The organism is Polynucleobacter sp. 71A-WALBACH (assembly GCF_018882365.1).
Taxonomy (GTDB): Bacteria; Pseudomonadota; Gammaproteobacteria; order Burkholderiales; family Burkholderiaceae; genus Polynucleobacter.
Genome location: NZ_JACVOP010000001.1, coordinates 1,176,811 through 1,196,599, shown reverse-complemented (window position 1 = coordinate 1,196,599; position 19,789 = coordinate 1,176,811). Strand labels below are relative to the sequence as shown.

The window sequence follows — 19,789 nt, the reverse complement described above, 5'->3', positions numbered from 1 at the left end:
GAGTAGCATTTTTGTAGATTTTATATATTTATTGAGTAAAAGGCCAATATTTAGCGTTGTTAGAGCGCATATCTTCTAACAAATTAGCATTTAATGAGCATACATTTTGGATCGTGAATTCATTGACACCTAAGACTCCCATAAAACCCATCAAACATCACACTCCAAAGTGAGGTAATAGCGAGCGAAAGGCCTTATTTAGAAGGAATCAATTGGGCCACTACCCTTTGACTAGAAAATGATCTTTCTTTTCCCGTCACTGGATCCCGGAAAGAGATCTCTGTTGCTAAAAGTTGCAAAGGTTTTGAAAAATCCAAGTCATACCTTTGGTAGGGAGTCAAAGTTGGATATATTTGATCAAACTTGATAGGAATACCCAAAGCATTTAGATGACATCGTAGTTGATGCTTTTTTCCACTGCCTGGAGTCAACCGATATCTTGCCCAAGGCTTCAAGACTTCCACTAGCTCTATTAGAGTATCTGTATTGGGCTCCCCCTCTACTTCTTGCATTTGAAGAAAATGCTCAGACTCCTCCAGTCGACATGAGTATGTCAGCGGCAATCTTGCATGAAGCGCCTCTGAATAGGGAGCTATTGCTTCATATACTTTTTTGACCATCCGATCTCTGAATAGATTCTGATATTGAGCACGCTCATGGGGCTGAACTGAAAAGACAACCAATCCAGCGGTATCTCGGTCAATCCTATGTATAGGAGTTAAGTCTTGTATGCCCGTCTTCTTTTTTAATCGATTCAACAAAGTTTGATGCAAATAGAGGCCGCTTGGAGTCACGGGCAAGAAATGAGGCTTATCAGCTACTAGGATATGCTCATCTTGATACAAGATTTGCTCTTCGAATGGAATGTCGGGCTCTCGCTCTAGGCGCCTAAAATAAACCAAGTGCGTATTGGCTTGATAGGGGTCTTTTGCCGCTACCGACTCACCACTTAAGCGCGTTATCAAACCTTCGCTAAAGCGGGCGTCCCACTCCTTAGAATCAATATGAGGAAAATGATCGATAAAAAAGTCGAATAGAGTCCGGTAGCCTTTACCAGCAGGTAGATATACTCGTGATGGCGATATGCCCTCTGAATTCGATATCACAAATAAGTCCTGAAAAATCAAAGCATCATCGCAAAGAGCGATTAAATGCTAACTCCAATGTAGCAATTATTGTAAGGGCTCCGGGACTTAATCCCGATATCGATTTGCAATTGCTTTAAAAGAATCTTCTTCGGCAATAAATGCATCAACAACTGTAGGATCTAGGTGAGTGCCTTTTTTATTCACTATCTCCTCAATCGCCTCATCATGAGACCAGGCGCTCTTGTAGGGCCTACTAGTCACGAGCGCGTCGTACATATCTGCCAATGCCATAATTCTGGCATCCAACGGAATATTTTCACCGCTTAATCCCCTGGGGTAACCAGTACCATCCCACTTTTCATGGTGACCACCCGCAATGAGAATGGCACTCTCTATTACCTCATCTCTCACCTTCAGATTGGCTGCTGAAGCTTCTAATACCGACTCACCAATAGCAGCATGAGTCTTCATCACACCCCATTCATCAAAATTTAAGGGGCCTGCTTTAAGCAAAATACTATCTGGAATACCCACTTTTCCGATATCGTGCAAAGGTGCGGCCCTGTATATGGCATTAACTTTTTTGGTATCAAGCTGCTCAGGGTGATATCCCATGAACTTAAGCCGCTCAGCTAAGACTTTCACATAACGCTGAGTCCGCACAATATGATTTCCAGTGTCGTTATCCCTTGCCGAAGCTAAGCTCTTCAGGGCAACTAGCATCTGCTCCTCTTTATCCTCTCGACGCTCTCGTTCTCGAGCCACCAATTGGTCGTAGAAGTAATTGCCTATGGCAATAAAAATTAAGGCGTATAAAACAATAACGATTAATCGCGCAATGAACTCAGGTAAATGCTCATCAAAAATACTTGCATGACCGATAAAGTCTGCATAGTGATCCACGGTCCAGATTCTATAAATCCATAATGCAATTTGTCCAGCAACAGCTAAAATCAAAAAACCCAAATAAATGGATCTAGACTTTAGATATTGCACGCTCACCTCATACATTTGCCAAATGGCAAGGGCAATTGCTACGCCACTGAGAAATTCAATTCGTATGTCATAGGCCTCCTTGGCGCGGGTCAGCTCAAAGACTAGGCCAAACAATGGCAATGAAATTAAAAATGCCAGCAATAGTCCTTTTGTAATCTTTGTATTAAAAGATCTAAAAAGGATGACGAGTCCCATATTTGCCGCAAACTGCGTGACGTTAGCAAGCGTAAGTGCAAGCCCGCCAACAAGAGGGTAGATGAGGAAAAAAAAGCAAGATAGTGACATCGCAAGCAAAGAAAAAACCCAGTAATGCTTTGAGCTTTGCAAGCTAAATTGATGCCGTAAATCATGAAGAGAGCCAAAACTAAGGCCAAGGAAGATTAGCCCAAATCCCAAATACATGGCTTGATTGGCTAATTCCATTGCATTGAACCTCTTTGAATATTGATTAATCTACCGATATCAAGCTTAACCGATTATTAACCCAATAGCTAATAGCCGCTGAAATAGCTGCCATCAAGACCAATAAAAAGTTAGGGGGCGTAGAGTTCCCAAGCATTCTTGCCCCGGTTCTTAGCAACATACATAGCAGAATCCGCATGTGCCAATAAATCAGTAGTGGCCGCGTTGTCCTTAGGATAAATCGTCACCCCAATACTGGCACTGATAGAGATATTCCGCCCATCGATCATAAATGGGGCGGATAGCAAACTCAACATTCGATTTAGCAGAATCTTTAGTTGAGTCTCATTTTTTATACCACCTAGGATGAGAACAAACTCATCCCCTCCCAAGCGAATCACGGAGTCACTATCGCGCACTGCTTTTTTCATGCGCCCTGCTGCAGCAATTAAAAGATTGTCTCCAGATAAATGACCCATTCGATCATTTACCTCCTTGAAACCATCTAAATCCAAGAAGCAAATTGCCAATAAGTCTGAATCTACTCTCGCAACCGCCTTAGCCCTCTCCAATAGACCATCGAGAGACAGGCGGTTAGGCAATTTAGTCAAGGTATCAAAATGAGCTGCGTCATGCAGCACCTCGTTACTATTAATTAAGCGTAATTCTTCTTCTTGTGTTCTTTGTTTCGCTCGGTAAAAGAGCATCAGGGTGACGCCAGATAGCCCTAAAAATAAAATTAGTACAGACAGCATGATGTTCAATCGCAAATTATTGAGCAAGGGATCAGCTGAATTTTTATATGTTTCCATCTGAACTGCTGTCAATTTAGGTCCATTACCAAAGAGAGTTTTTCTATAGTAAATCATTGCAGCAACATGGGTTGATTCTGTATGAGTTTGGGTACTTGGGTTTGAGGTGCTGGTGGTCTGTAACCTAAAGCACTATGGGGCCTGACATGGTTGTAATGTTTAACCCACTCCCCCACGATGATCTGTGCCTCCTTCAAGCTATAGAAGATTTCTCCATCAAGGAGGTTGTCTCTGAAGGTGCCATTAAAGCTCTCACAAAAGCCATTCTCCCAAGGGCTCCCTGGTTCAATATAAGCAGTTTTGACCCCAATGCCAGATAACCAACTACGCAGGTCTTTAGCAATAAATTCTGGGCCATTATCACTTCGGATGTACTCTGGGATACCGTTGTCAATCATGGCGTTCGCCAGTTGTTCAATCACTTGGATCGAACCAATTCTTCTGGCGCAGTGGATCGTTAAGCATTTTCTACTGAACTCATCAATTAGGGTGAGCATGCGGATCTTGCCACCATACGCATCTCTAATAAAGACAAAATCGTAACTCCACACATGATTGGGGGCAGTAGCTCGCAGGCGCATACAGCTGCCATCGTTAAACCAGAGTCTGCCTCTAGGAGGCTGCTTTTGTGGGATCTTTAGGCCTTCTTGCCGCCAGATACGAGCGACCTTTGCGGTGGTAGCTTGGCCCCAACCGGCATTACGCATCATCCCGGCAATAAATCGGTAGCCGTACCTGCCATAGGTGCTCGCCATGCGGATGACCTCGGCTCTAAGCGGCTCTTCGTCATCTTTAGGCAGCGGCATATACCGATAAGCGGCTCTCGATAGCCCCACTAAACTGCAGGCAGTCCGCTCAGAGATGTAATACCGATCCATGAGTAGCTGCGCTGCATTTTTACGCTTAGCAGGGCTTAGAAGTTTCCCTTAATAACCTCCTTGAGCATGACTTCTCGTAGCGATAAGTCCGCTACGAGCTTCTTAAGCCGGGTATTTTCCGCTTCCAGATCTTTGTACTTGCGAGCCTGGTCGACCTTCATGCCGCCATAGATCTTGCGCCAGCGATAGTAGCTTTGCTCTACCGTTCCCACTTCTTTACAAGCTTGAGCTAAGGTTTTGCCATTGGTGGTTAAAACATCGATTTGACGCAATAAGGTGACGATTTGCTCGGGTTTGAGACGTTGGCCTTTTGCCATATTTAGCACTCCTTTAAGTGAGAGATTATCAAAAATCCTCTCTTTTGGAGTGGTACTAAAAATCAGGTCAGTTCAGGCACCAGAAATCCATGCGTCCGTCTTATCTATATGCTCTGAAAATTCAATAGCTAAAGGCCACTTCTTCGCCTCTTCTCGCATTGATTGAGATTCATCTAGCCCTACACCACCCATCATGCAAGATAAATTGCTGCGACTCTCAATTTCAGGTAGCTCAGCATAGCAATATTGAATAGTTGATACCAGCACAATTGATGCTAAAGCAGTCTTTAAAAAATACGATTTCATACTTCCTCCAATGACTCATTGATTCATGATTGAAGATTGACATCTCATGTGTGATTTATAGAGTCATGTGGAATTCAATTCTTGATAAAAATCAAAAAAACAATCTTGGCAAGAATTAAATTCAGATCATCCACTATCAGGGAGAAAAGACATGATCAAAAAGGCATCGGGAAACTATTCCAAGGAGTCCAACAACAGCAAAGAAATTGATCCGAAACTATGGGATCGCCTCATCTGGCAGGAGGCGATTGATAAAGCAATCAAGAAAAAACGGAATAGGCGCGCGGCTAAGTAATGGCATAACTAGGAAGGATATTCCGATGAAAACAGATCTAGAGATTCAAAAGGATGTGCTTACTGAACTAATGCATGACCCTCATATCCATGCAGGCCATATAGGGGTTGAGGTTTCAAATGGCGTCGTTACCCTGTCTGGCCATGTAGAAAGTTATTACGAAAAGTGGAAAGCTGAGAAAGCTACAAAACAAGTTAAAGGTGTGAATGCCTTAGCCCAAGAAATCAAGGTGATTCTGCCTGGATCCTCCACCCGAAGTGATTCCGAAATTTCCTATCAGATTCAGAGCCTAATCAACTGGAGCAATATTAACCCTGATAACAATATTAAAGCCAAGGTTGAGGCAGGATTTATCACTTTAAGCGGCACCGTAGAGTCGCACTCTCAAAAAGAATTAGTCCAACACCTCATTGCAAACTTGATTGGCATTACTGGAATTTGTAGCTTAATTAATGTTGAACCGAAACTGAGTATTCCGCTAGTCAAGAAGGACATTACTGATTCTTTTAGACGTCAAGCCATTGATGAGGCTAATAACTTGGATATTGCCATTGATAACAATATTGTCACCCTATCTGGAAAGGTACATAGCTGGTCTGAGAGAAATTCTGCGGTCAATGCGGCATGGACAATTCCTTCCGTCAAAAATGTCGTAGACAAAATTCAAATCGTCAATTAAATAACATCTACCCAAAGAACTTATGTGCCTTAACTTTATTGCCTCTACAAATAATTTATGGGTACAAGACCATTTTTCCATCGCCCTGCCAAAGAAATTTGATACAGAAATTTATCCAGGATATTACTGTCCAATTATCCGAGCCGCATTTGATGCAGGAGAATACAAAAGTGACTTAGCTCACTTTGGTCTAGTACCCTCCTGGGCTAGTAGCGGTAAATCAAATAAATATACGCACAATGTTAGGAGCGAATCCATGACAGCCAATCATATTCCCAACTTACATAGAGAGACATTCAACGCCCGCAGTGAGACAGTGAGCTCCAAACCAAGCTTTAGGACGGCATGGAATCGGAGGCATTTTGCCCTGGTCGTAATTGAAGGATTTTTTCAACCAAATTATGAGAGTGATTCACCAGTGAGATGGATTATTAAAAAATCTGACAATAAACCATTCGCACTGGCTTGCCTATGGGACAGATGGACTAACGTTGACCTAGGAAAAGATATTATTTCATTCTGCATTTTGACAAAAGATGCCAGTTCACATCCCCTTCTTAAGCGATTTCATAAACTAGGTGATGCCAAAAGAATGCCAATCATCATTCCTGATAATGAAATGCGTCATTGGCTAGAAGCTAACCTGAAAAGTGCTAACGGGCTGATTACTTCAGAAGCCCCGCTAGATCTTATCGGTCAGCCGGCACCCAAAGAAATGAAGCCTACTTCATCTCAAGAACCGTCTATATCCCAGGTGTGAATCATTAATCTACTGGCTAATATTGATATTCCTCAATATTCAGTTTTCAGCCTCCCTTACAGTTTTGACTTAGATGCGGGCTCTTTAATTAGAGGCTGACATCCCAATACAAAATACTTAGAGGGAAAAATGAAAACAGATCTTCAAATCCAACAAGATGTCATGGCTGAACTGAAGTGGGAGCCAAAGGTGAACGCAGCTCATATCGGAGTTGAGGTTAAACATGGTGTCGTAACCCTTTCAGGGCATGTTGATAGCTTTGCCGAGAAGTGGAATGCCGAGCAAGCTGCTAAAAGGGTTGCGGGGGTTAAGTTCATCGCAATTGAATTAGACGTTGTACTTCCAGGCTCTAGCAAGAAAAGTGATACCGAAATAGCAAAAGCAGCGATGGAAGCGCTCAAATGGAATGTTTATAAACTCGCAGATCTCGTATCTATTAGGGTCGAGGATGGGTTTATCACCCTCACTGGCGAAGTACCATGGCACTTTGAACGCTTATCCGCTGAAAATTCATTGCGTTATTTGACTGGGGTACGTGGCGTCTACAACCATATTATGGTGAAACCGGCTATCTCTGTTAATGCCGTAAAAATTGATATTGAGCGAGCACTCAAACGTCGTGCTCACGAAGAAGCACAAGAGATTACGGTGAGCATTCATGGCGATGAAGTCACGCTCGGCGGGAAAATTCATGATTGGAAGGAAAGGACTCTTGCAATCGATGCGGTATGGGCAGTTCCAGGCGTTAAGAAAGTAATCGATAACACCTCATTTACCTAATGAGCCACCATTAATTTGAGGAAGTGTTATGACACGAAAGTTTAACGATGCGATGGGTACCCATCCGATCACGGTAACAGAGGCGATCTATTCCAGAAGATCCGTGCGGCATTTTACTGATGAAATAGTGGATTCAGAGCTGCTTACCACCCTACTCAAGGCGGCGGCTCAGGCTCCCACTGCCATGCATGAAGAGCCTTGCGCTTTTTCGGTAATTCAAGACCAAGGACTCCTGCATCGGATTTCAAATGAAATCAAGGAAGCAATATTGGCCACGAGATCGGACAAAAGCACATTCTCTCAAAATGCAATCAAGATTGTGCAAACAAAGGGCTTTGAGATTTTTTACAATGCCAGCACCTTAGTCTTAATTTGCGGTAAATTTCCCGGAAGATTTGTGGAGGCCGATTGCTGGCTAGCAGCTGAGAATCTGATGTTAGCCGCCTACTCGCATGGTCTTGGAAGTTGTGTGATTGGATTTGCGGTTGACATCCTCAATACGCCTGAATGGAAGAGTGAGTTAAGTATTCCCGAAGGAGCAAGAGTGATCGCACCAATTATTCTTGGTAAGCCATCCACATTCACTCCTAAGATTGATCGAAAGCCCCCTGAAATTCTGTCTTGGAAGTCACTCTCCTTAGAGAATACCTAGATTCAAAGGGAATCAACTGGGGGCCAGCCAAAGGCTTGGCGCCCCAATAGAACTCTTCACTTTCGAGCATGTGATGTAGATGAAGATTTTTGATTCAGCTGACTCATGCCACCTTCTATATTGTCTAGGTAGCCAGTCATGAGTTGTTGAATTTTCTGCATACCCTCAAAACAAGCATTGAAAGCAGACTGGTATGGCTTAATTAAGACCTCCGTACCATCGGGTGCATTTTGACAAGCCACTTTAAAGAATTCATCCAACCCATCTTTAGTATGCTCAAATAATTCATCGTTCACCTCGGAGAATTCATGGGCATAATCATTTAGCGCTTTCCGCATAGACTCTTGATATGCCTTCAATTCCTCTGAAAATGGAGCACTTCCATTACCCTTCATTACCGCCCAAATCTCCTCTGGACTCTTCGCAGTCATCATATTGGCAGCAGCCATCTGCATATTTTTTGCAACATGATTAGCTAAGGAAGCATGTGCTTGAGATACATTCTTAGCGCCTTCGGCAGCCATCTTACCCAATACTTGTGTACTTTTCATACTTGAATGATGCATCTTATTGAACTTCTCACCTAACTGATTTACACCCATTTTTATCTCCTTTTCGTAAGCGATCATCCTATCGCTCTAAATCATCCATTTTTTGACATATCGCAATAATCAGCAAAAATGCTAAAAATGAAGAACTGGTTAATTAGCTAGGGCTTTAAATTCAATTTTTTGATAAAACTCAAACTTCTGCCAACTTCAGGACCTAAGATTCCAATCTCTAACTAACCTTCTTAACTTGATAAGCCTATCGATGAACGTTAAATTGAACTCTATCCGCGAAGTGGGTGATATCACCTGCTCAACTCCAGAGGATGTTGTACTGGGTCTTGCCAGCCTAAAGGGTAAAAGCGATGAACAATTTATCGATAGCCTAAGACAAGCAGTTCTGGCCAACGACATCGATATTATTTGTGGTCATATTGATTGGTTTAGAAGAAAGCTAGGTAAAGGCTGCCTGGATCAACTTAACCGACATCAAGTTGAAATTTTCTATGAGGAGTATTTTCGGGCACATCCCAAAGATGGGGAGATCATGATTGCTGAATTTTTGGGAACAGCTTTAGAGCATTTTTCATGAAATAGCAGCGCAAAAAAATGCCACCCAATGGTGGCAAAAGACCTCATAGGAAACATCAAGCAGATATGGGGGAAGTGTGCAGTGCATCCATCCATGACAAATTCGCTTGAACCTACTCCCCACGTTAGAAGCTCAAGTTAAACACTGCACACTACAGCTACTTTTTAATCGTCTTTAAAAAAGTAGTTTTGATAAATATCAATAGTTTTGATTTTATTAAACCACCCTTAAATTAGGTGAGAGAATTGCCTATATGGGAATTTTTATCGAGAGCGGTTGTTTGATGTGGTGGAGGGAATCGAACCCTCTTAACAGCCTATAAATAGGTCATCGTTCTGCCATTGAACTACACCCACACCCGGGGAAAGTAAGGAATGATATGTTCGCCGCTAAGGTAAACAGTCTTTAATTCGCGCTTCCCTCACAAATTAAATTACGCATCACACCCCACGCCTCATTTATAGATCCCCACCAAATTCAAAAATTGATAAACATCAATATTCCTGACGTTTCTAAACTGCTATTACAGAAATGCATAGGGTATCGCTAGCTTGATATACCCGCTAATGCAAGCCCTCTCCTGTAGATCCAGACAAATATGGAGTAGGCATTCTATTCGCCCTTTACAATTTAGCAATCTTACTAATCTAATATCAATATTGCCGACTTTAAGGCAGGGAATTTAATGTTTGAACTTTCATTTTTTGACCTCAGTCTATTGTTAGCCTGTGCACTATTTGCGGGGCTAGTGGACTCCATCATCGGTGGAGGCGGAATGATTCAGATACCAGCCCTTTTTGCAGTATTGCCAGGCTTTCTACCGGCCACCCTACTTTCGGTGAATAAGTTTGGCTCAATCGTGGGGACTATTGGAGCAGCCATTCAGTACAGTAGGGCAAATAGGGTCCCTTGGGGCTTGGTCGTCATTTCCTCCATATTTGCTTTTTGTGCATCTGTTGCAGGTGCATACCTCGTTACCCAGTTACCAACTGAATGGCTCAGAGGTGCCCTGCCATTTTTGTTGATAGCACTTCTTCTTTTTAATATCAAATCCAGTATCGGCCTAGTTCACGCACCGAAACATCAACACCATAAACAAAAAGCCATTGCCTCTGCTGGTGCCAGCATTATTGGCTTTTATGACGGTTTTCTGGGGCCTGGAGCTGGAGCCTTTTATAAACTGCTGTATACCCGTATTTTGGGATTTGATTTTTTGCGGTCTGCGGCACCGGCAAAGTTTCTCAATATTGCCTCCAATCTGGGTGCGCTATGCGTCTTTTTCTATCTTGGCTACTTTGATTGGAAGCTTGGCTTACTAATGGCCAGCGCAAATCTGGTAGGCGGTCAAATTGGCACTAAGATTGCAATCAAACATGGAAACTCTTTTATCCGAAAAGGCTTCTTTATCCTGGTTACTATCCTCATCATGAAGACCTTTTATGATGCTTTCTTAAAATAAAACCACAAAAGTCAATAAACTAATAAATTACTAAGGTATTAGTAGGCATATAGATTTATCAGTATTTAGGGAGTACATTAAATCTCGGTAGCAACAGTTTTATCAATTTAATAATGAAGGGCATTATGAAAATTCTATTACCAGTTGATGGCTCAAAATCATCGCTCAACGCAGCTAAGTATGTTGGTAAGTTGGCTAAAAATTTACGTAGTAAGTGCACAGTGACATTAATCAGCATCCATGATGATATTGGCCTTGGTCACGTGAAGCAATTTGTAGCCAGTAGTGTGATCGATGACTACCTCCGTGAGGTGAGCGAGAAAGAGCTCAAAGGGGCTCAAAAGGCTCTTGATACTGCTGGCGTCAAACACAGCATGGTCATTAAGCGTGGTAACGTTGCCAACGAAATTATTGCTCTAGCAAATAAAGAAAAGTTTGATCTGATAGTAATGGGATCAAAGGGTAGAAGCGGTATTGTTGATGCCATCATGGGATCAGTTGCCCAAAAGGTAAGCAATGCAGCTAAGCAACCTGTTTTATTGATTAAATAAGAACGAAGGTTAATTTTTACATTAACTTGAATAGACCGTCCAGGTGGCGGTCTTTTTTATGGACTACGAAATGAGTATTTTACTTCTCTTATTTGCACCAGGAATTTTTGCCATTTACTGGCTGATTCGCCTCCAGTTGTGCCTATCCAGAGTTCGCTACTTAGTGGATACCTATGGCATGGATCGCAAGAAGCTTCGAAAGCTCAAATGCAAAGAAATAAAGGCGCTCAGAGAATCAATAGATCGACTCAGGCATTCGAATGATGCCTTTGCTTTAGAGGCGCTTGTACGACCCTATCGCGCTTGATCAAAAGCTATTGATCAAAATAACGCGCTTTAACCCAAAGCGCTACGGCAACTAAGCCAATCATGATGGGTACCTCTACTAGGGGGCCTATCACCGCTGCAAAGGCAGCGCCAGAATTGATGCCGAATACTGCAATCGCTACAGCGATAGCCAGCTCAAAGTTATTACTTGAGGCTGTAAATGAAAGCGTGCAACAACGCTTGTAATCGATCCCCATTCTGCCAGTCACAAAAAATGTCAGTAAAAACATGATGAGGAAAAAGATTAGCAATGGAACCGCGATCGTCACGACATCCAAAGGTAATGACAGAATCAAATTACCCTTTAGACTAAACATCACCACAATCGTAAACAGTAAGGCGATCAAGGTGATCTTTCCAATTCGAGGTACAAACTGCTCGTGATAGCGATCCTTGGAAATGTATTTGAGCATCACGACTCGAGTCAATATGCCTGCAATACAAGGCACTCCGAGATAAATAAAAACACTTTGAGCAATTTCGCCCATACTCACACTGACATTAGCCCCCGCTAATCCAAAGTAAGGAGGCAATATGGTGAGAAAGAAATAAGCATAGACGCTAAAGAATAGAACCTGAAAGATCGCATTAAATGCAACCAAACCAGCAGCATATTCTGTTGAACCCTTTGCTAAATCATTCCAAACAATCACCATCGCAATACAAGGTGCAATGCCAATCAGAATTAGGCCAGCCATATATTCGGGCTGATCTGGGACAAAGATAATCGCCAAAAAGAACATTAATGTTGGCGCAATAAACCAGTTCATTAGTAGCGAGACTAGGAAGATGCGCTTGTCCTTAAAGACATCCGGTAGGTCTTCGTAGCGGACCTTAGCAAATGGAGGGTACATCATTAATATCAAGCCAATAGCGATTGGGATATTGGTTGTCCCTACCTGGAAGGCATTGATAAACCCTTCAATACCAGGCATGAAGTGACCCAAGGCAATCCCCGTCGCCATCGCCACAAAAATCCAAACCGTTAGATAGCGATCTAGGAAAGACAGTTTTTTAGTAATTGAACTCATGCTTTTGTATGGACCTCTTTTAGACTCAGGGAGTCGAGTTTTTCTAATGGCATGGCAGCCAAAATATCGAGGCGTCTTTGTAGGCCATTTTTTACTTCATTAAAAGCAGTCTTCCTCTCCAAATTGCTACCCTGTACTTGTGATGGATCGGGGAAGCCCCAATGTGCAGTAACTGGACTGCCAGGCCAAAAAGGGCAGACCTCGCCGGCTGCATTATCACAAACCGTAATAATAAAATCCATCTTAGGGGCGCCAGGAAGAGCAAACTCATCCCAACTCTTTGAGCGTAGCTTGCTTTCATCGAAACCTAGCTCTATGGCAATTTCTTTTGCAATGGGATTAACGGAAGTTCCAGGGCTTGATCCTGCTGAATAGCCAAAGAATTTCCCGCTAGGGTGGGTAGAGGCTAGCACCTCTCCCAATACGGAACGAGCAGAGTTATGTGTACACAAGAAAAGAATGTTGTACTGCTTCATTGGACTTTTACCTTCTTTGCGACTTGGCTTGGTTTACATGATTTACCACCACAGCAGTTGGCCAATAGAAATTGGCTAAGATTTTCAACCGTACCGGGGTTTGGTCTGTAGATCAAGTTTCGGCTTTGACGCTCTACCGTAATGAGATTAGCCTGATAAAGCTCTTTTAAATGAAAGCTGAGTGTTGCATTTGGTATGCCCAGCATCTCATGAATTTGTGAGGGCAACAAACCTGCATCCCCCTTCTGAACAATGAGTCGGTAGACATTTAAACGCGACTCTTGGCCCAAAGCGATGAATGCCTGTATTGCTTCTGTATTTTTCATAATTCGACAATAATGAAACAATATTACAAATTAATGACTACGGAGTAGCAAATCCATACCTCGTCATCACTTGCTTCGACTTAGGCTCTTGAAGGTAGATGTAAAAATCTTTGGCGCTGAATGCAGTATTTTTTAATAAGACCATTCTATGTTTCAGTGGCTTATGCAAAGTATCTGGGATCAGCACATAGGTCGATTGAACTTGGATTTGCGGTGATGAGGCCAGAGATAAGGCCGAGATTGCAAAGTCTGCCGAGCCGGTTAAAGCAAACATAGTTGCCTGTGAAATATTTTCCCCAAATACTAGCTTGGGCTCGATGAGCTCCCAAACTCCCATGCTGGTGAGATATTCTTTAGCAGCCCTGCCATAAGGAGCGTGAGCTGGATTGGCGATTGCGATTTTCTTGGCATCCTGAATCGCTTTAATCAAGCCCTCCTTGTCGATACTGAGCTTAATTGGGCTGCCCTTTTTCTCCAAGAGAACAATTCTGCCAATAGCGTAGAGAGTCCCACCATCTATCGTTAAGTTATTTTTAAATAGGTCATCTACGTATGCTTCATCAGCCGACATCAGCAAGCTAAAGGGCGCCCCGTTTTTAACTTGCTGCCACAGCACACCAGATGAGCCAAATACCAACTTCACGGCTTGGCCTTTATCGGACTTATAGTTAGCAGCTATCTCTTCTAAAGGAAACTTTAAATCTGAGGCGGCCGCTACCGTTGGGACTGCTTGAGCTAAAGAAGCAAAGGCATAGAGAGCCAGAAAAGCCATCAGAATAGGTTTCACCAGAATCATATGATTTTTATCTCTATCCCCATTTACAGTCACACCTTATCTTGCAAAGTGTAATGTTTTTTAGCTTCAGCCTCTTAACTTTCTTAAGGCATCCGCCATCGCATTATTGATGGGGGGCGCAGATCTTCTATCTTCCTGCGGTCTTCTGGCTTCTGGAGCTCTTGGTACTCCTGGGCGGTTCGGAGTTCGTTGCTCTGACCTTACGCCTGGAGCTGATTTAGGCGCCTCATCAGAGAGTCGCATCGTCAACGCAATCCGTTTACGCTTTTCATCTACTTCCAAGACTTTCACTTTAACAACCTGCCCTGCTTTTACTACCGAATGTGGGTCTTTAACAAAGGTATTAGCTAAAGCAGAAATATGCACTAAGCCGTCTTGATGAACGCCAATGTCTACAAAGGCACCAAAGGCTGCAACGTTAGTGACAACGCCTTCCAAAATCATGTCCGCTTTGAGATCGCTAATTTTTTCAACGCCATCTTTAAATGTTGCTGTGGTGAATTCAGGACGTGGATCGCGACCCGGCTTTTCTAATTCTTTAATGATGTCGGTAACTGTAGGAACACCAAACTTCTCATCCGCATACTTTTCTGGGTTGAGGCCTTTCAGTATTCCAGCATCTCCAATAACTTCCTTTACGCCCTTTTTAATATCTTTCAGAATCTTTTCTACCAAAGGATAGGATTCTGGATGGACTGCGGATGCATCTAATGGATCTTTGCCATTCATGATGCGCAAGAAACCGGCAGCTTGCTCAAAGGTCTTGTCGCCTAGGCGCGGCACACTCCGTAAATCTGCCCGCGTCTGAAAGGCGCCATTACTATCTCGATAAGTGACAATACCCTCAGCAACGGCACTACTTAGACCAGAAACCCTTGATAGCAAAGGTGCCGAAGCGGTGTTCACATCTACACCTACTGCATTCACGCAATCCTCAACTACCGCCACCAATGACTTAGCTAGTTGAGTCTGCATCACATCATGTTGATACTGGCCAACACCAATAGACTTCGGATCAATCTTGACAAGCTCAGCCAAGGGATCTTGCAACCTTCGCGCTATTGATACTGCTCCACGCAAAGACACATCCATGCCTGGTAATTCTTTTGAGGCGTACTCAGAGGCTGAGTAGACTGATGCCCCTGCTTCCGACACGACAATCTTCGTCAGCTTGAGTTCTGGCTTAGCTTTAATTAAATCTTGCGCCAACTTATCAGTCTCACGTGATGCCGTACCGTTACCGATTGAGATTAGGGTCGCCTTATGCTTCTCCGCTAATTTAGCCAGCGTGTGCAATGAGCCATCCCAATCATTCTTTGGTTGATGTGGATAAATCACTTCGGTGTCTACCACCTTACCAGTCGCATCGACTACAGCAACCTTGACTCCTGTTCTCATACCTGGATCCAAGCCAATCGTTACCTTAGGTCCAGCAGGTGCGGCCAATAGTAAATCTTTAAGATTTCGGGCGAAGACATTGATAGCCTCAGTCTCGGAGCGCTCCCGTAGGGCGCTCATCAGCTCAGACTCTAAGTGCATAGAACACTTGATACGCCAAGTCCAACGAACAGTCTCAGCTAACCACTGATCCGCGGGACGACCTTCATTTTTAATCTTGAACTGGTTAGCAATGCGGGATTCACAAGGGTTATGTGGCGCATCCCACCTAGGTTTTTCTTCTTCAGTATCTAGACGCAGATTGACCATCAACATTTGCTCGCGGCGACCTCTAAATAAAGCCAAGGCACGATGTGATGGAATCGCTGAAATGGGCTCCGAATAATCAAAGTAGTCAGCGAATTTCTCGCCCTCTTGCTCTTTACCAGCGATGACTTTAGATTCCACAACGCCATGCTCTTGTAAATACGTTCTTAGTGATTGCACTAGTCCCGCATCTTCCGCAAAACGCTCCATTAAAATCTGACGGGCACCCTCTAAAGCAGCCTTGGTATCCACTACGCCAGGATTCTCACCTTGATCTGATGTAAAAGCTTCTTTTAAATATTTAGCAGCCTCTAGCTCTGGATCAAGGGTTGGATTAGCCAATAAGTCATTTGCTAGAGGCTCCAATCCAGCCTCTAGGGCGATTTGAGCTTTGGTGCGACGCTTGACCTTATAAGGCAAATAGAGATCCTCAAGACGTGTCTTATCCTCAGCCAGCATGATAGCTTTGAGCAATTCTGGCGTCATCTTGCCCTGCTCTTCAATTGAACTCACAATCGCTTTGCGGCGCTCTTCGAGCTCTCGCAGATAACCTAGGCGATCTTCCAATAATCGTAACTGCGTGTCATCCAAACCACCCGTCGCTTCTTTGCGATATCGTGCAATAAAGGGAACTGTTGCACCCTCATCCATTAAGGCAATAGCAGCGGCTACTTGAGCGGGTTTAGCGGATAACTCTTGGGCAAGGCGTTGTTCGATGGATGGCAGCATGAAATAAATAATTTACTTAGATTTTAGGAAAACAGGTATCAAGGAAAAATAAGAGCCACCCAAAGGTGACTCTTATTTAACTAGCGGCATGACTGATTAAAACAAGTCGAGGAAATTACTCGCGAGATGCTTTTTTACGATCATGCTCTTTCAAGTAGCGCTTACGAATTCGTACGCTTTTTGGTGTTACTTCTACCAATTCATCGTCGCTAATAAATTCAACCGCGTACTCTAAGGTCAAGTCGATTGGAGTCACTAAACGAACAGCTTCATCGGTACCTGAAGAGCGCACGTTAGTTAATTGCTTACCTTTAATTGGGTTCACAACCAAGTCATTGTCACGACTATGAATACCAATCACCATACCTTCATAGACCGGATCGCCGTGCTTTACAAACATACGACCGCGATCTTGCAGTTTCCAAATAGCGTAAGCAACTGCTTCACCATCATCCTGGCTAATCAATACGCCGTTATGGCGCTCACCTAAAATTCCGTCTTTAGCTGGTGCGTAACAATCAAATGTATGACTCATCAAGCCATTACCACGAGTCATGGTCATGAAATCGCCCTGGAAACCGATCAAGCCACGCGCAGGAATACGGTACTCAAGACGGGTACGACCTTTTCCATCACTCACCATATCTTGCAACTCGCCCTTACGCTTGCCCAAGTCTTCCATTACAGCACCTTGAGTAGCATCTTCTACGTCCACAGTTAAGTTTTCGTATGGCTCCATCTTGACACCGTTCTCTTCGTGGAACACTACGCGTGGACGGGAAACGGCCATTTCATAGCCTTCACGACGCATAGTTTCAACCAAAATCGTTAAATGCAACTCACCGCGACCTGAGACTTCGAATACGGTATCGTCATCAGTCTGACGAACACGCAAAGCCATATTGGCTTTCAATTCACGATCAAGACGCTCACGAATTTGACGGCTGGTAACAAACTTGCCTTCACGACCAGCCAATGGGCTGGTGTTCACCATAAAGTTCATGGTCAATGTTGGCTCATCAATCTTCAGCATTGGCAATGGATCTGGCTTATCAACCGCACAAACCGTTGTACCAATTGCCAACTCTTCAATACCGTTAATTAAAGCGATATCGCCAGCAACAGCCTCTTCAACGATTTCACGCTCTAGACCTTTAAATTTCAATACCTGGTTTATACGGCCTTTAAATGGAACGCCATCGGGGCCGTTCATGCAAACCACTTCCATGCCAGACTTCACTCGACCACGGCTGATACGACCAACACCGATCTTACCGACATAGCTGTTGTAATCGATTGAAGAGATCTGGAATTGCAAAGGACCATCTGGATCATCATCACGCACAGGCACGTATTTCAAGACAGCGTCAAACAATGGACGCATATCGCCTTCACGAACATCTTCTGTTGTTCCTGCATAGCCATTCAAGCCTGATGCGTAGATGATCGGGAAATCGAGCTGCTCTTCAGTCGCGCCAAGTTTGTCAAACAACTCAAAAGTTGCATTGATTACGTAGTCGCAGCGTGCGCCTGGACGGTCAACCTTGTTAATCACCACAATTGGCTTCAAACCAAGAGCCAAGGCCTTCTTAGTTACGAAGCGAGTTTGTGGCATTGGGCCTTCAACTGCGTCAACCAAGAGCAAAACACCGTCAACCATGGAGAGCACACGCTCTACCTCACCACCGAAGTCGGCGTGTCCTGGTGTGTCTACGATGTTGATATGTGTGCCGTCATACTCAACCGCACAGTTCTTGGACAAAATAGTAATGCCACGCTCTTTTTCCAAATCATTTGAGTCCATGACGCGTTCGGTCATTTTTTCATTTGAGCGGAATGTGCCAGATTGGCGCAAGAGTTGGTCAACCAAAGTAGTTTTACCGTGGTCAACGTGGGCGATGATGGCGATATTACGAAGTGCGCGTTTAGTCATGTGAAGCTTCTGAAGTTAAGAATGTGGTTGTTAAAGTAAATAAATCAATAGGTAAAAAATTAATGCGCTGAAGAAATTAGCCGCTTAGGATGCAATACCCCAGAGCGCCAATCTCCAGTACCAATAAAATTATGTGGGGCAGCAGTTGCACGATAGATACGCACTAGCGCTTCTATCGAAGGTAAATTAAGAGGAACGCGTTGCCCCATCTCTAAGCGTCTTGCTTGTTGCTCATCTACAGTTAAGTGTGGCAAGGTTTGCAAAAGAGCATCGACTGGCAAGATGTAATTAGAGCTATCTTGCAAGCCCTTCTGAATGGATTCGATTGTGAAAGACTGTTCGAGAGTGAGGTGGCCTACTTCGGTGCGACGCAAACCAACTAAATGGGCGCCACAAGCCAAGGCCTTACCAATATCCTCAGCCAATACACGGATGTAAGTACCCTTACTACAGCTTACTTCTAAAGTTGCTTCTGGCCAGTTAATGCTGGTCCAACGAATTGCATGAATCGTAATGTCTCGAGGAGCACGCTCCAACTCAACACCAGCACGAGCATATTCATATAAAGGCTTACCATCACGCTTCAGCGCGGAATACATTGGTGGAATCTGGCTAATTGGGCCGGTAAAAGCTGGCAATAAAGCATCCAATGCAGCTTTGATATCAGCCTCATCAGCGAATGCAGGCAAAGGCAGCTCTTCAATCACTAGGCCTTCAGCATCACCTGTATCTGTACGCTGACCAAATTTCACCTGAGCGATATAACTTTTATCAGCCTCTAATAAATCCTGGGAGTACTTCGTTGCCTCACCCAAACAAATGGGCAGTAAGCCAGTGGCCATTGGATCTAGAGTGCCAGTGTGCCCTGCTTTTTCTGCATTAAGGGCGCGCTTGACGGCAGTGACTGCGCCTTGCGAGCTCATACCAGCAGGTTTATCAAGCAAGACAACGCCGTCGATACGTACAGACATAAAGTTTACGCGTTCTCGTCTTTGCGATCGCTATCCACCGCTTGATCGATTAAGCGAGACATTTCAATGCCATGCTCAACTGAACTGTCGTAGTGGAAATGCAGAGTTGGCACAGTATGAATATGCAAACGCTTAAACAATAATGAGTGCAAATAGCCCGCCTTATCCTGCAATGCCTTCAATGCAACCGCAGGTTCAGCACCTAAGACGGTAAAGAAGACTTTTGCATGAGCCAAATCTGGCGTGAGTTCAATACTTTGCAGGGTAATTAAACCCAAACTTGGGCTACGCAATTCACGGGGAATTAGCTCGGCCAGGTCTCGCTGAATTTGATCGGCGAGACGCTGGTTACGATGGGGACTAGTTTTATGCATTAACTCA

23 protein-coding genes and 1 tRNA gene are annotated in these 19,789 nt (G+C 43.8%); 9 read left to right on the top strand and 15 right to left on the bottom strand.

The window, feature by feature from the left end; all coding sequences use genetic code 11:
* Positions 1 to 194: 194 nt before the first annotated feature.
* The 5 genes from ICN42_RS06140 to ICN42_RS06120 all read right to left on the bottom strand — a co-directional run bounded on the left by ICN42_RS06140 (position 195) and on the right by ICN42_RS06120 (position 4,799).
* On the bottom strand, positions 195 to 1,106 hold the full coding sequence (locus ICN42_RS06140) for a pseudouridine synthase (protein WP_216252257.1): 912 nt from the start codon (positions 1,104 to 1,106) through the stop codon (positions 195 to 197).
* An 87-nt stretch (positions 1,107 to 1,193) separates the two neighbouring features.
* Positions 1,194 to 2,507 (bottom strand): HD-GYP domain-containing protein, encoded by a 1,314-nt coding sequence (locus ICN42_RS06135; RefSeq protein WP_216252255.1) that lies wholly within the window; start codon positions 2,505 to 2,507, stop codon positions 1,194 to 1,196.
* Between the two features lie 110 nt (positions 2,508 to 2,617).
* Positions 2,618 to 3,298 (bottom strand): GGDEF domain-containing protein, encoded by a 681-nt coding sequence (locus tag ICN42_RS06130; protein ID WP_216252253.1) that lies wholly within the window; start codon positions 3,296 to 3,298, stop codon positions 2,618 to 2,620.
* A gap of 53 nt (positions 3,299 to 3,351) precedes the next feature.
* Positions 3,352 to 4,493, bottom strand: a protein-coding gene (locus tag ICN42_RS06125) for an IS3 family transposase (RefSeq protein ID WP_216252251.1) whose coding sequence is annotated in 2 segments (ribosomal slippage) — positions 3,352 to 4,226 and positions 4,226 to 4,493 — 1,143 coding nt in all. Because the reading frame shifts where the segments join, the coding sequence is not laid out codon by codon here.
* A 72-nt stretch (positions 4,494 to 4,565) separates the two neighbouring features.
* On the bottom strand, positions 4,566 to 4,799 hold the full coding sequence (locus tag ICN42_RS06120; protein WP_216252249.1) for a hypothetical protein: 234 nt from the start codon (positions 4,797 to 4,799) through the stop codon (positions 4,566 to 4,568).
* A 151-nt stretch (positions 4,800 to 4,950) separates the two neighbouring features.
* Between ICN42_RS06120 and ICN42_RS06115 the strand changes: the two genes are divergently transcribed.
* The 5 genes from ICN42_RS06115 to ICN42_RS06095 all read left to right on the top strand — a co-directional run bounded on the left by ICN42_RS06115 (position 4,951) and on the right by ICN42_RS06095 (position 7,965).
* A complete protein-coding gene (locus ICN42_RS06115) occupies positions 4,951 to 5,094 on the top strand; it encodes a hypothetical protein (protein ID WP_216252247.1) in 144 nt (47 codons plus the stop codon).
* Positions 5,095 to 5,119: 25 nt separating this feature from the next.
* Positions 5,120 to 5,773: a BON domain-containing protein gene (locus ICN42_RS06110; protein WP_216252245.1), complete on the top strand. Its 654-nt coding sequence runs from the start codon at positions 5,120 to 5,122 to the stop codon at positions 5,771 to 5,773.
* 22 nt (positions 5,774 to 5,795) lie between these two features.
* Positions 5,796 to 6,533, top strand: a complete 738-nt coding sequence (locus tag ICN42_RS06105; protein ID WP_216252243.1) for an SOS response-associated peptidase — start codon at positions 5,796 to 5,798, stop codon at positions 6,531 to 6,533.
* A gap of 129 nt (positions 6,534 to 6,662) precedes the next feature.
* Positions 6,663 to 7,313, top strand: coding sequence for a BON domain-containing protein (locus tag ICN42_RS06100; RefSeq protein ID WP_216252241.1), 651 nt, complete (start codon positions 6,663 to 6,665; stop codon positions 7,311 to 7,313).
* A 28-nt stretch (positions 7,314 to 7,341) separates the two neighbouring features.
* Positions 7,342 to 7,965, top strand: coding sequence for a nitroreductase family protein (locus ICN42_RS06095; protein WP_216252239.1), 624 nt, complete (start codon positions 7,342 to 7,344; stop codon positions 7,963 to 7,965).
* 56 nt (positions 7,966 to 8,021) lie between these two features.
* On the opposite strand, the gene ICN42_RS06090 is transcribed toward ICN42_RS06095, so the two are convergent.
* The gene (locus ICN42_RS06090) at positions 8,022 to 8,567 is read right to left on the bottom strand and encodes a hypothetical protein (RefSeq protein ID WP_216252237.1); all 546 of its coding nucleotides are present in this window, start codon (positions 8,565 to 8,567) and stop codon (positions 8,022 to 8,024) included.
* Positions 8,568 to 8,778: 211 nt separating this feature from the next.
* Here ICN42_RS06090 and ICN42_RS06085 point away from each other — a divergent pair, with 211 nt between their 5' ends.
* Positions 8,779 to 9,105: a hypothetical protein gene (locus ICN42_RS06085; RefSeq protein WP_216252235.1), complete on the top strand. Its 327-nt coding sequence runs from the start codon at positions 8,779 to 8,781 to the stop codon at positions 9,103 to 9,105.
* A gap of 284 nt (positions 9,106 to 9,389) precedes the next feature.
* On the opposite strand, the gene ICN42_RS06080 is transcribed toward ICN42_RS06085, so the two are convergent.
* A tRNA-OTHER gene (locus ICN42_RS06080) sits at positions 9,390 to 9,461 on the bottom strand.
* Positions 9,462 to 9,790: 329 nt separating this feature from the next.
* Here ICN42_RS06080 and ICN42_RS06075 point away from each other — a divergent pair.
* The 3 genes from ICN42_RS06075 (at position 9,791) to ICN42_RS06065 (ending at position 11,422) form a co-directional block, all read left to right on the top strand.
* On the top strand, positions 9,791 to 10,564 hold the full coding sequence (locus ICN42_RS06075; RefSeq protein ID WP_216252232.1) for a TSUP family transporter: 774 nt from the start codon (positions 9,791 to 9,793) through the stop codon (positions 10,562 to 10,564).
* Between the two features lie 125 nt (positions 10,565 to 10,689).
* Positions 10,690 to 11,115: a universal stress protein gene (locus tag ICN42_RS06070; RefSeq protein ID WP_216252230.1), complete on the top strand. Its 426-nt coding sequence runs from the start codon at positions 10,690 to 10,692 to the stop codon at positions 11,113 to 11,115.
* Between the two features lie 70 nt (positions 11,116 to 11,185).
* Positions 11,186 to 11,422 (top strand): hypothetical protein, encoded by a 237-nt coding sequence (locus tag ICN42_RS06065; RefSeq protein ID WP_216252228.1) that lies wholly within the window; start codon positions 11,186 to 11,188, stop codon positions 11,420 to 11,422.
* 7 nt (positions 11,423 to 11,429) lie between these two features.
* On the opposite strand, the gene arsB is transcribed toward ICN42_RS06065, so the two are convergent.
* The 8 genes from arsB to rbfA form a co-directional block, all read right to left on the bottom strand.
* Positions 11,430 to 12,473, bottom strand: a complete 1,044-nt coding sequence (gene arsB / locus ICN42_RS06060) for an ACR3 family arsenite efflux transporter (RefSeq protein ID WP_216252226.1) — start codon at positions 12,471 to 12,473, stop codon at positions 11,430 to 11,432.
* Positions 12,470 to 12,949 carry an arsenate reductase ArsC gene (locus ICN42_RS06055; RefSeq protein WP_216252224.1) on the bottom strand — a complete coding sequence of 160 codons (480 nt, stop codon included), beginning with the start codon at positions 12,947 to 12,949 and terminating at the stop codon, positions 12,470 to 12,472. The genes arsB and ICN42_RS06055 overlap by 4 nt, the downstream gene beginning before the upstream one ends.
* Positions 12,946 to 13,275, bottom strand: a complete 330-nt coding sequence (locus tag ICN42_RS06050) for a helix-turn-helix transcriptional regulator (RefSeq protein WP_216252222.1) — start codon at positions 13,273 to 13,275, stop codon at positions 12,946 to 12,948. Before ICN42_RS06050 ends, ICN42_RS06055 begins: the two co-directional genes overlap by 4 nt.
* 37 nt (positions 13,276 to 13,312) lie before the next feature.
* Complete coding sequence (modA, locus tag ICN42_RS06045; RefSeq protein ID WP_216252219.1) at positions 13,313 to 14,062, bottom strand: molybdate ABC transporter substrate-binding protein; 750 nt, start codon at positions 14,060 to 14,062, stop codon at positions 13,313 to 13,315.
* 75 nt (positions 14,063 to 14,137) lie between these two features.
* Entirely contained in the window at positions 14,138 to 16,504 is a 2,367-nt protein-coding gene (locus ICN42_RS06040; protein WP_216252217.1) for a Tex family protein, read from the bottom strand.
* 115 nt (positions 16,505 to 16,619) lie between these two features.
* Entirely contained in the window at positions 16,620 to 18,437 is a 1,818-nt protein-coding gene (typA, locus tag ICN42_RS06035) for a translational GTPase TypA (protein WP_173959679.1), read from the bottom strand.
* Between the two features lie 59 nt (positions 18,438 to 18,496).
* Complete coding sequence (gene truB, locus ICN42_RS06030; protein WP_216252215.1) at positions 18,497 to 19,408, bottom strand: tRNA pseudouridine(55) synthase TruB; 912 nt, start codon at positions 19,406 to 19,408, stop codon at positions 18,497 to 18,499.
* Positions 19,409 to 19,413: 5 nt separating this feature from the next.
* The gene (rbfA, locus tag ICN42_RS06025) at positions 19,414 to 19,782 is read right to left on the bottom strand and encodes a 30S ribosome-binding factor RbfA (RefSeq protein ID WP_216252213.1); all 369 of its coding nucleotides are present in this window, start codon (positions 19,780 to 19,782) and stop codon (positions 19,414 to 19,416) included.
* Positions 19,783 to 19,789 lie beyond the last annotated feature (7 nt).

Bases quoted from the DNA above. Each gene is read 5' to 3' on its own strand.
- ICN42_RS06055 (WP_216252224.1), bottom strand. From the start codon at position 12,949: ATGAAGCAGTACAACATTCTTTTCTTGTGTACACATAACTCTGCTCGT.
- rbfA (WP_216252213.1), bottom strand. From the start codon at position 19,782: ATGCATAAAACTAGTCCCCATCGTAACCAGCGTCTCGCCGATCAAATT.
- ICN42_RS06085 (WP_216252235.1), top strand. From the start codon at position 8,779: ATGAACGTTAAATTGAACTCTATCCGCGAAGTGGGTGATATCACCTGC.
- ICN42_RS06090 (WP_216252237.1), bottom strand. From the start codon at position 8,567: ATGGGTGTAAATCAGTTAGGTGAGAAGTTCAATAAGATGCATCATTCA.
- ICN42_RS06095 (WP_216252239.1), top strand. From the start codon at position 7,342: ATGACACGAAAGTTTAACGATGCGATGGGTACCCATCCGATCACGGTA.
- ICN42_RS06070 (WP_216252230.1), top strand. From the start codon at position 10,690: ATGAAAATTCTATTACCAGTTGATGGCTCAAAATCATCGCTCAACGCA.
- ICN42_RS06075 (WP_216252232.1), top strand. From the start codon at position 9,791: ATGTTTGAACTTTCATTTTTTGACCTCAGTCTATTGTTAGCCTGTGCA.
- ICN42_RS06100 (WP_216252241.1), top strand. From the start codon at position 6,663: ATGAAAACAGATCTTCAAATCCAACAAGATGTCATGGCTGAACTGAAG.
- ICN42_RS06065 (WP_216252228.1), top strand. From the start codon at position 11,186: ATGAGTATTTTACTTCTCTTATTTGCACCAGGAATTTTTGCCATTTAC.
- ICN42_RS06105 (WP_216252243.1), top strand. From the start codon at position 5,796: ATGTGCCTTAACTTTATTGCCTCTACAAATAATTTATGGGTACAAGAC.
- ICN42_RS06040 (WP_216252217.1), bottom strand. From the start codon at position 16,504: ATGCTGCCATCCATCGAACAACGCCTTGCCCAAGAGTTATCCGCTAAA.
- ICN42_RS06110 (WP_216252245.1), top strand. From the start codon at position 5,120: ATGAAAACAGATCTAGAGATTCAAAAGGATGTGCTTACTGAACTAATG.
- typA (WP_173959679.1), bottom strand. From the start codon at position 18,437: ATGACTAAACGCGCACTTCGTAATATCGCCATCATCGCCCACGTTGAC.
- ICN42_RS06050 (WP_216252222.1), bottom strand. From the start codon at position 13,275: ATGAAAAATACAGAAGCAATACAGGCATTCATCGCTTTGGGCCAAGAG.
- truB (WP_216252215.1), bottom strand. From the start codon at position 19,408: ATGTCTGTACGTATCGACGGCGTTGTCTTGCTTGATAAACCTGCTGGT.
- ICN42_RS06135 (WP_216252255.1), bottom strand. From the start codon at position 2,507: ATGGAATTAGCCAATCAAGCCATGTATTTGGGATTTGGGCTAATCTTC.
- ICN42_RS06115 (WP_216252247.1), top strand. From the start codon at position 4,951: ATGATCAAAAAGGCATCGGGAAACTATTCCAAGGAGTCCAACAACAGC.
- ICN42_RS06130 (WP_216252253.1), bottom strand. From the start codon at position 3,298: ATGGAAACATATAAAAATTCAGCTGATCCCTTGCTCAATAATTTGCGA.
- ICN42_RS06120 (WP_216252249.1), bottom strand. From the start codon at position 4,799: ATGAAATCGTATTTTTTAAAGACTGCTTTAGCATCAATTGTGCTGGTA.
- arsB (WP_216252226.1), bottom strand. From the start codon at position 12,473: ATGAGTTCAATTACTAAAAAACTGTCTTTCCTAGATCGCTATCTAACG.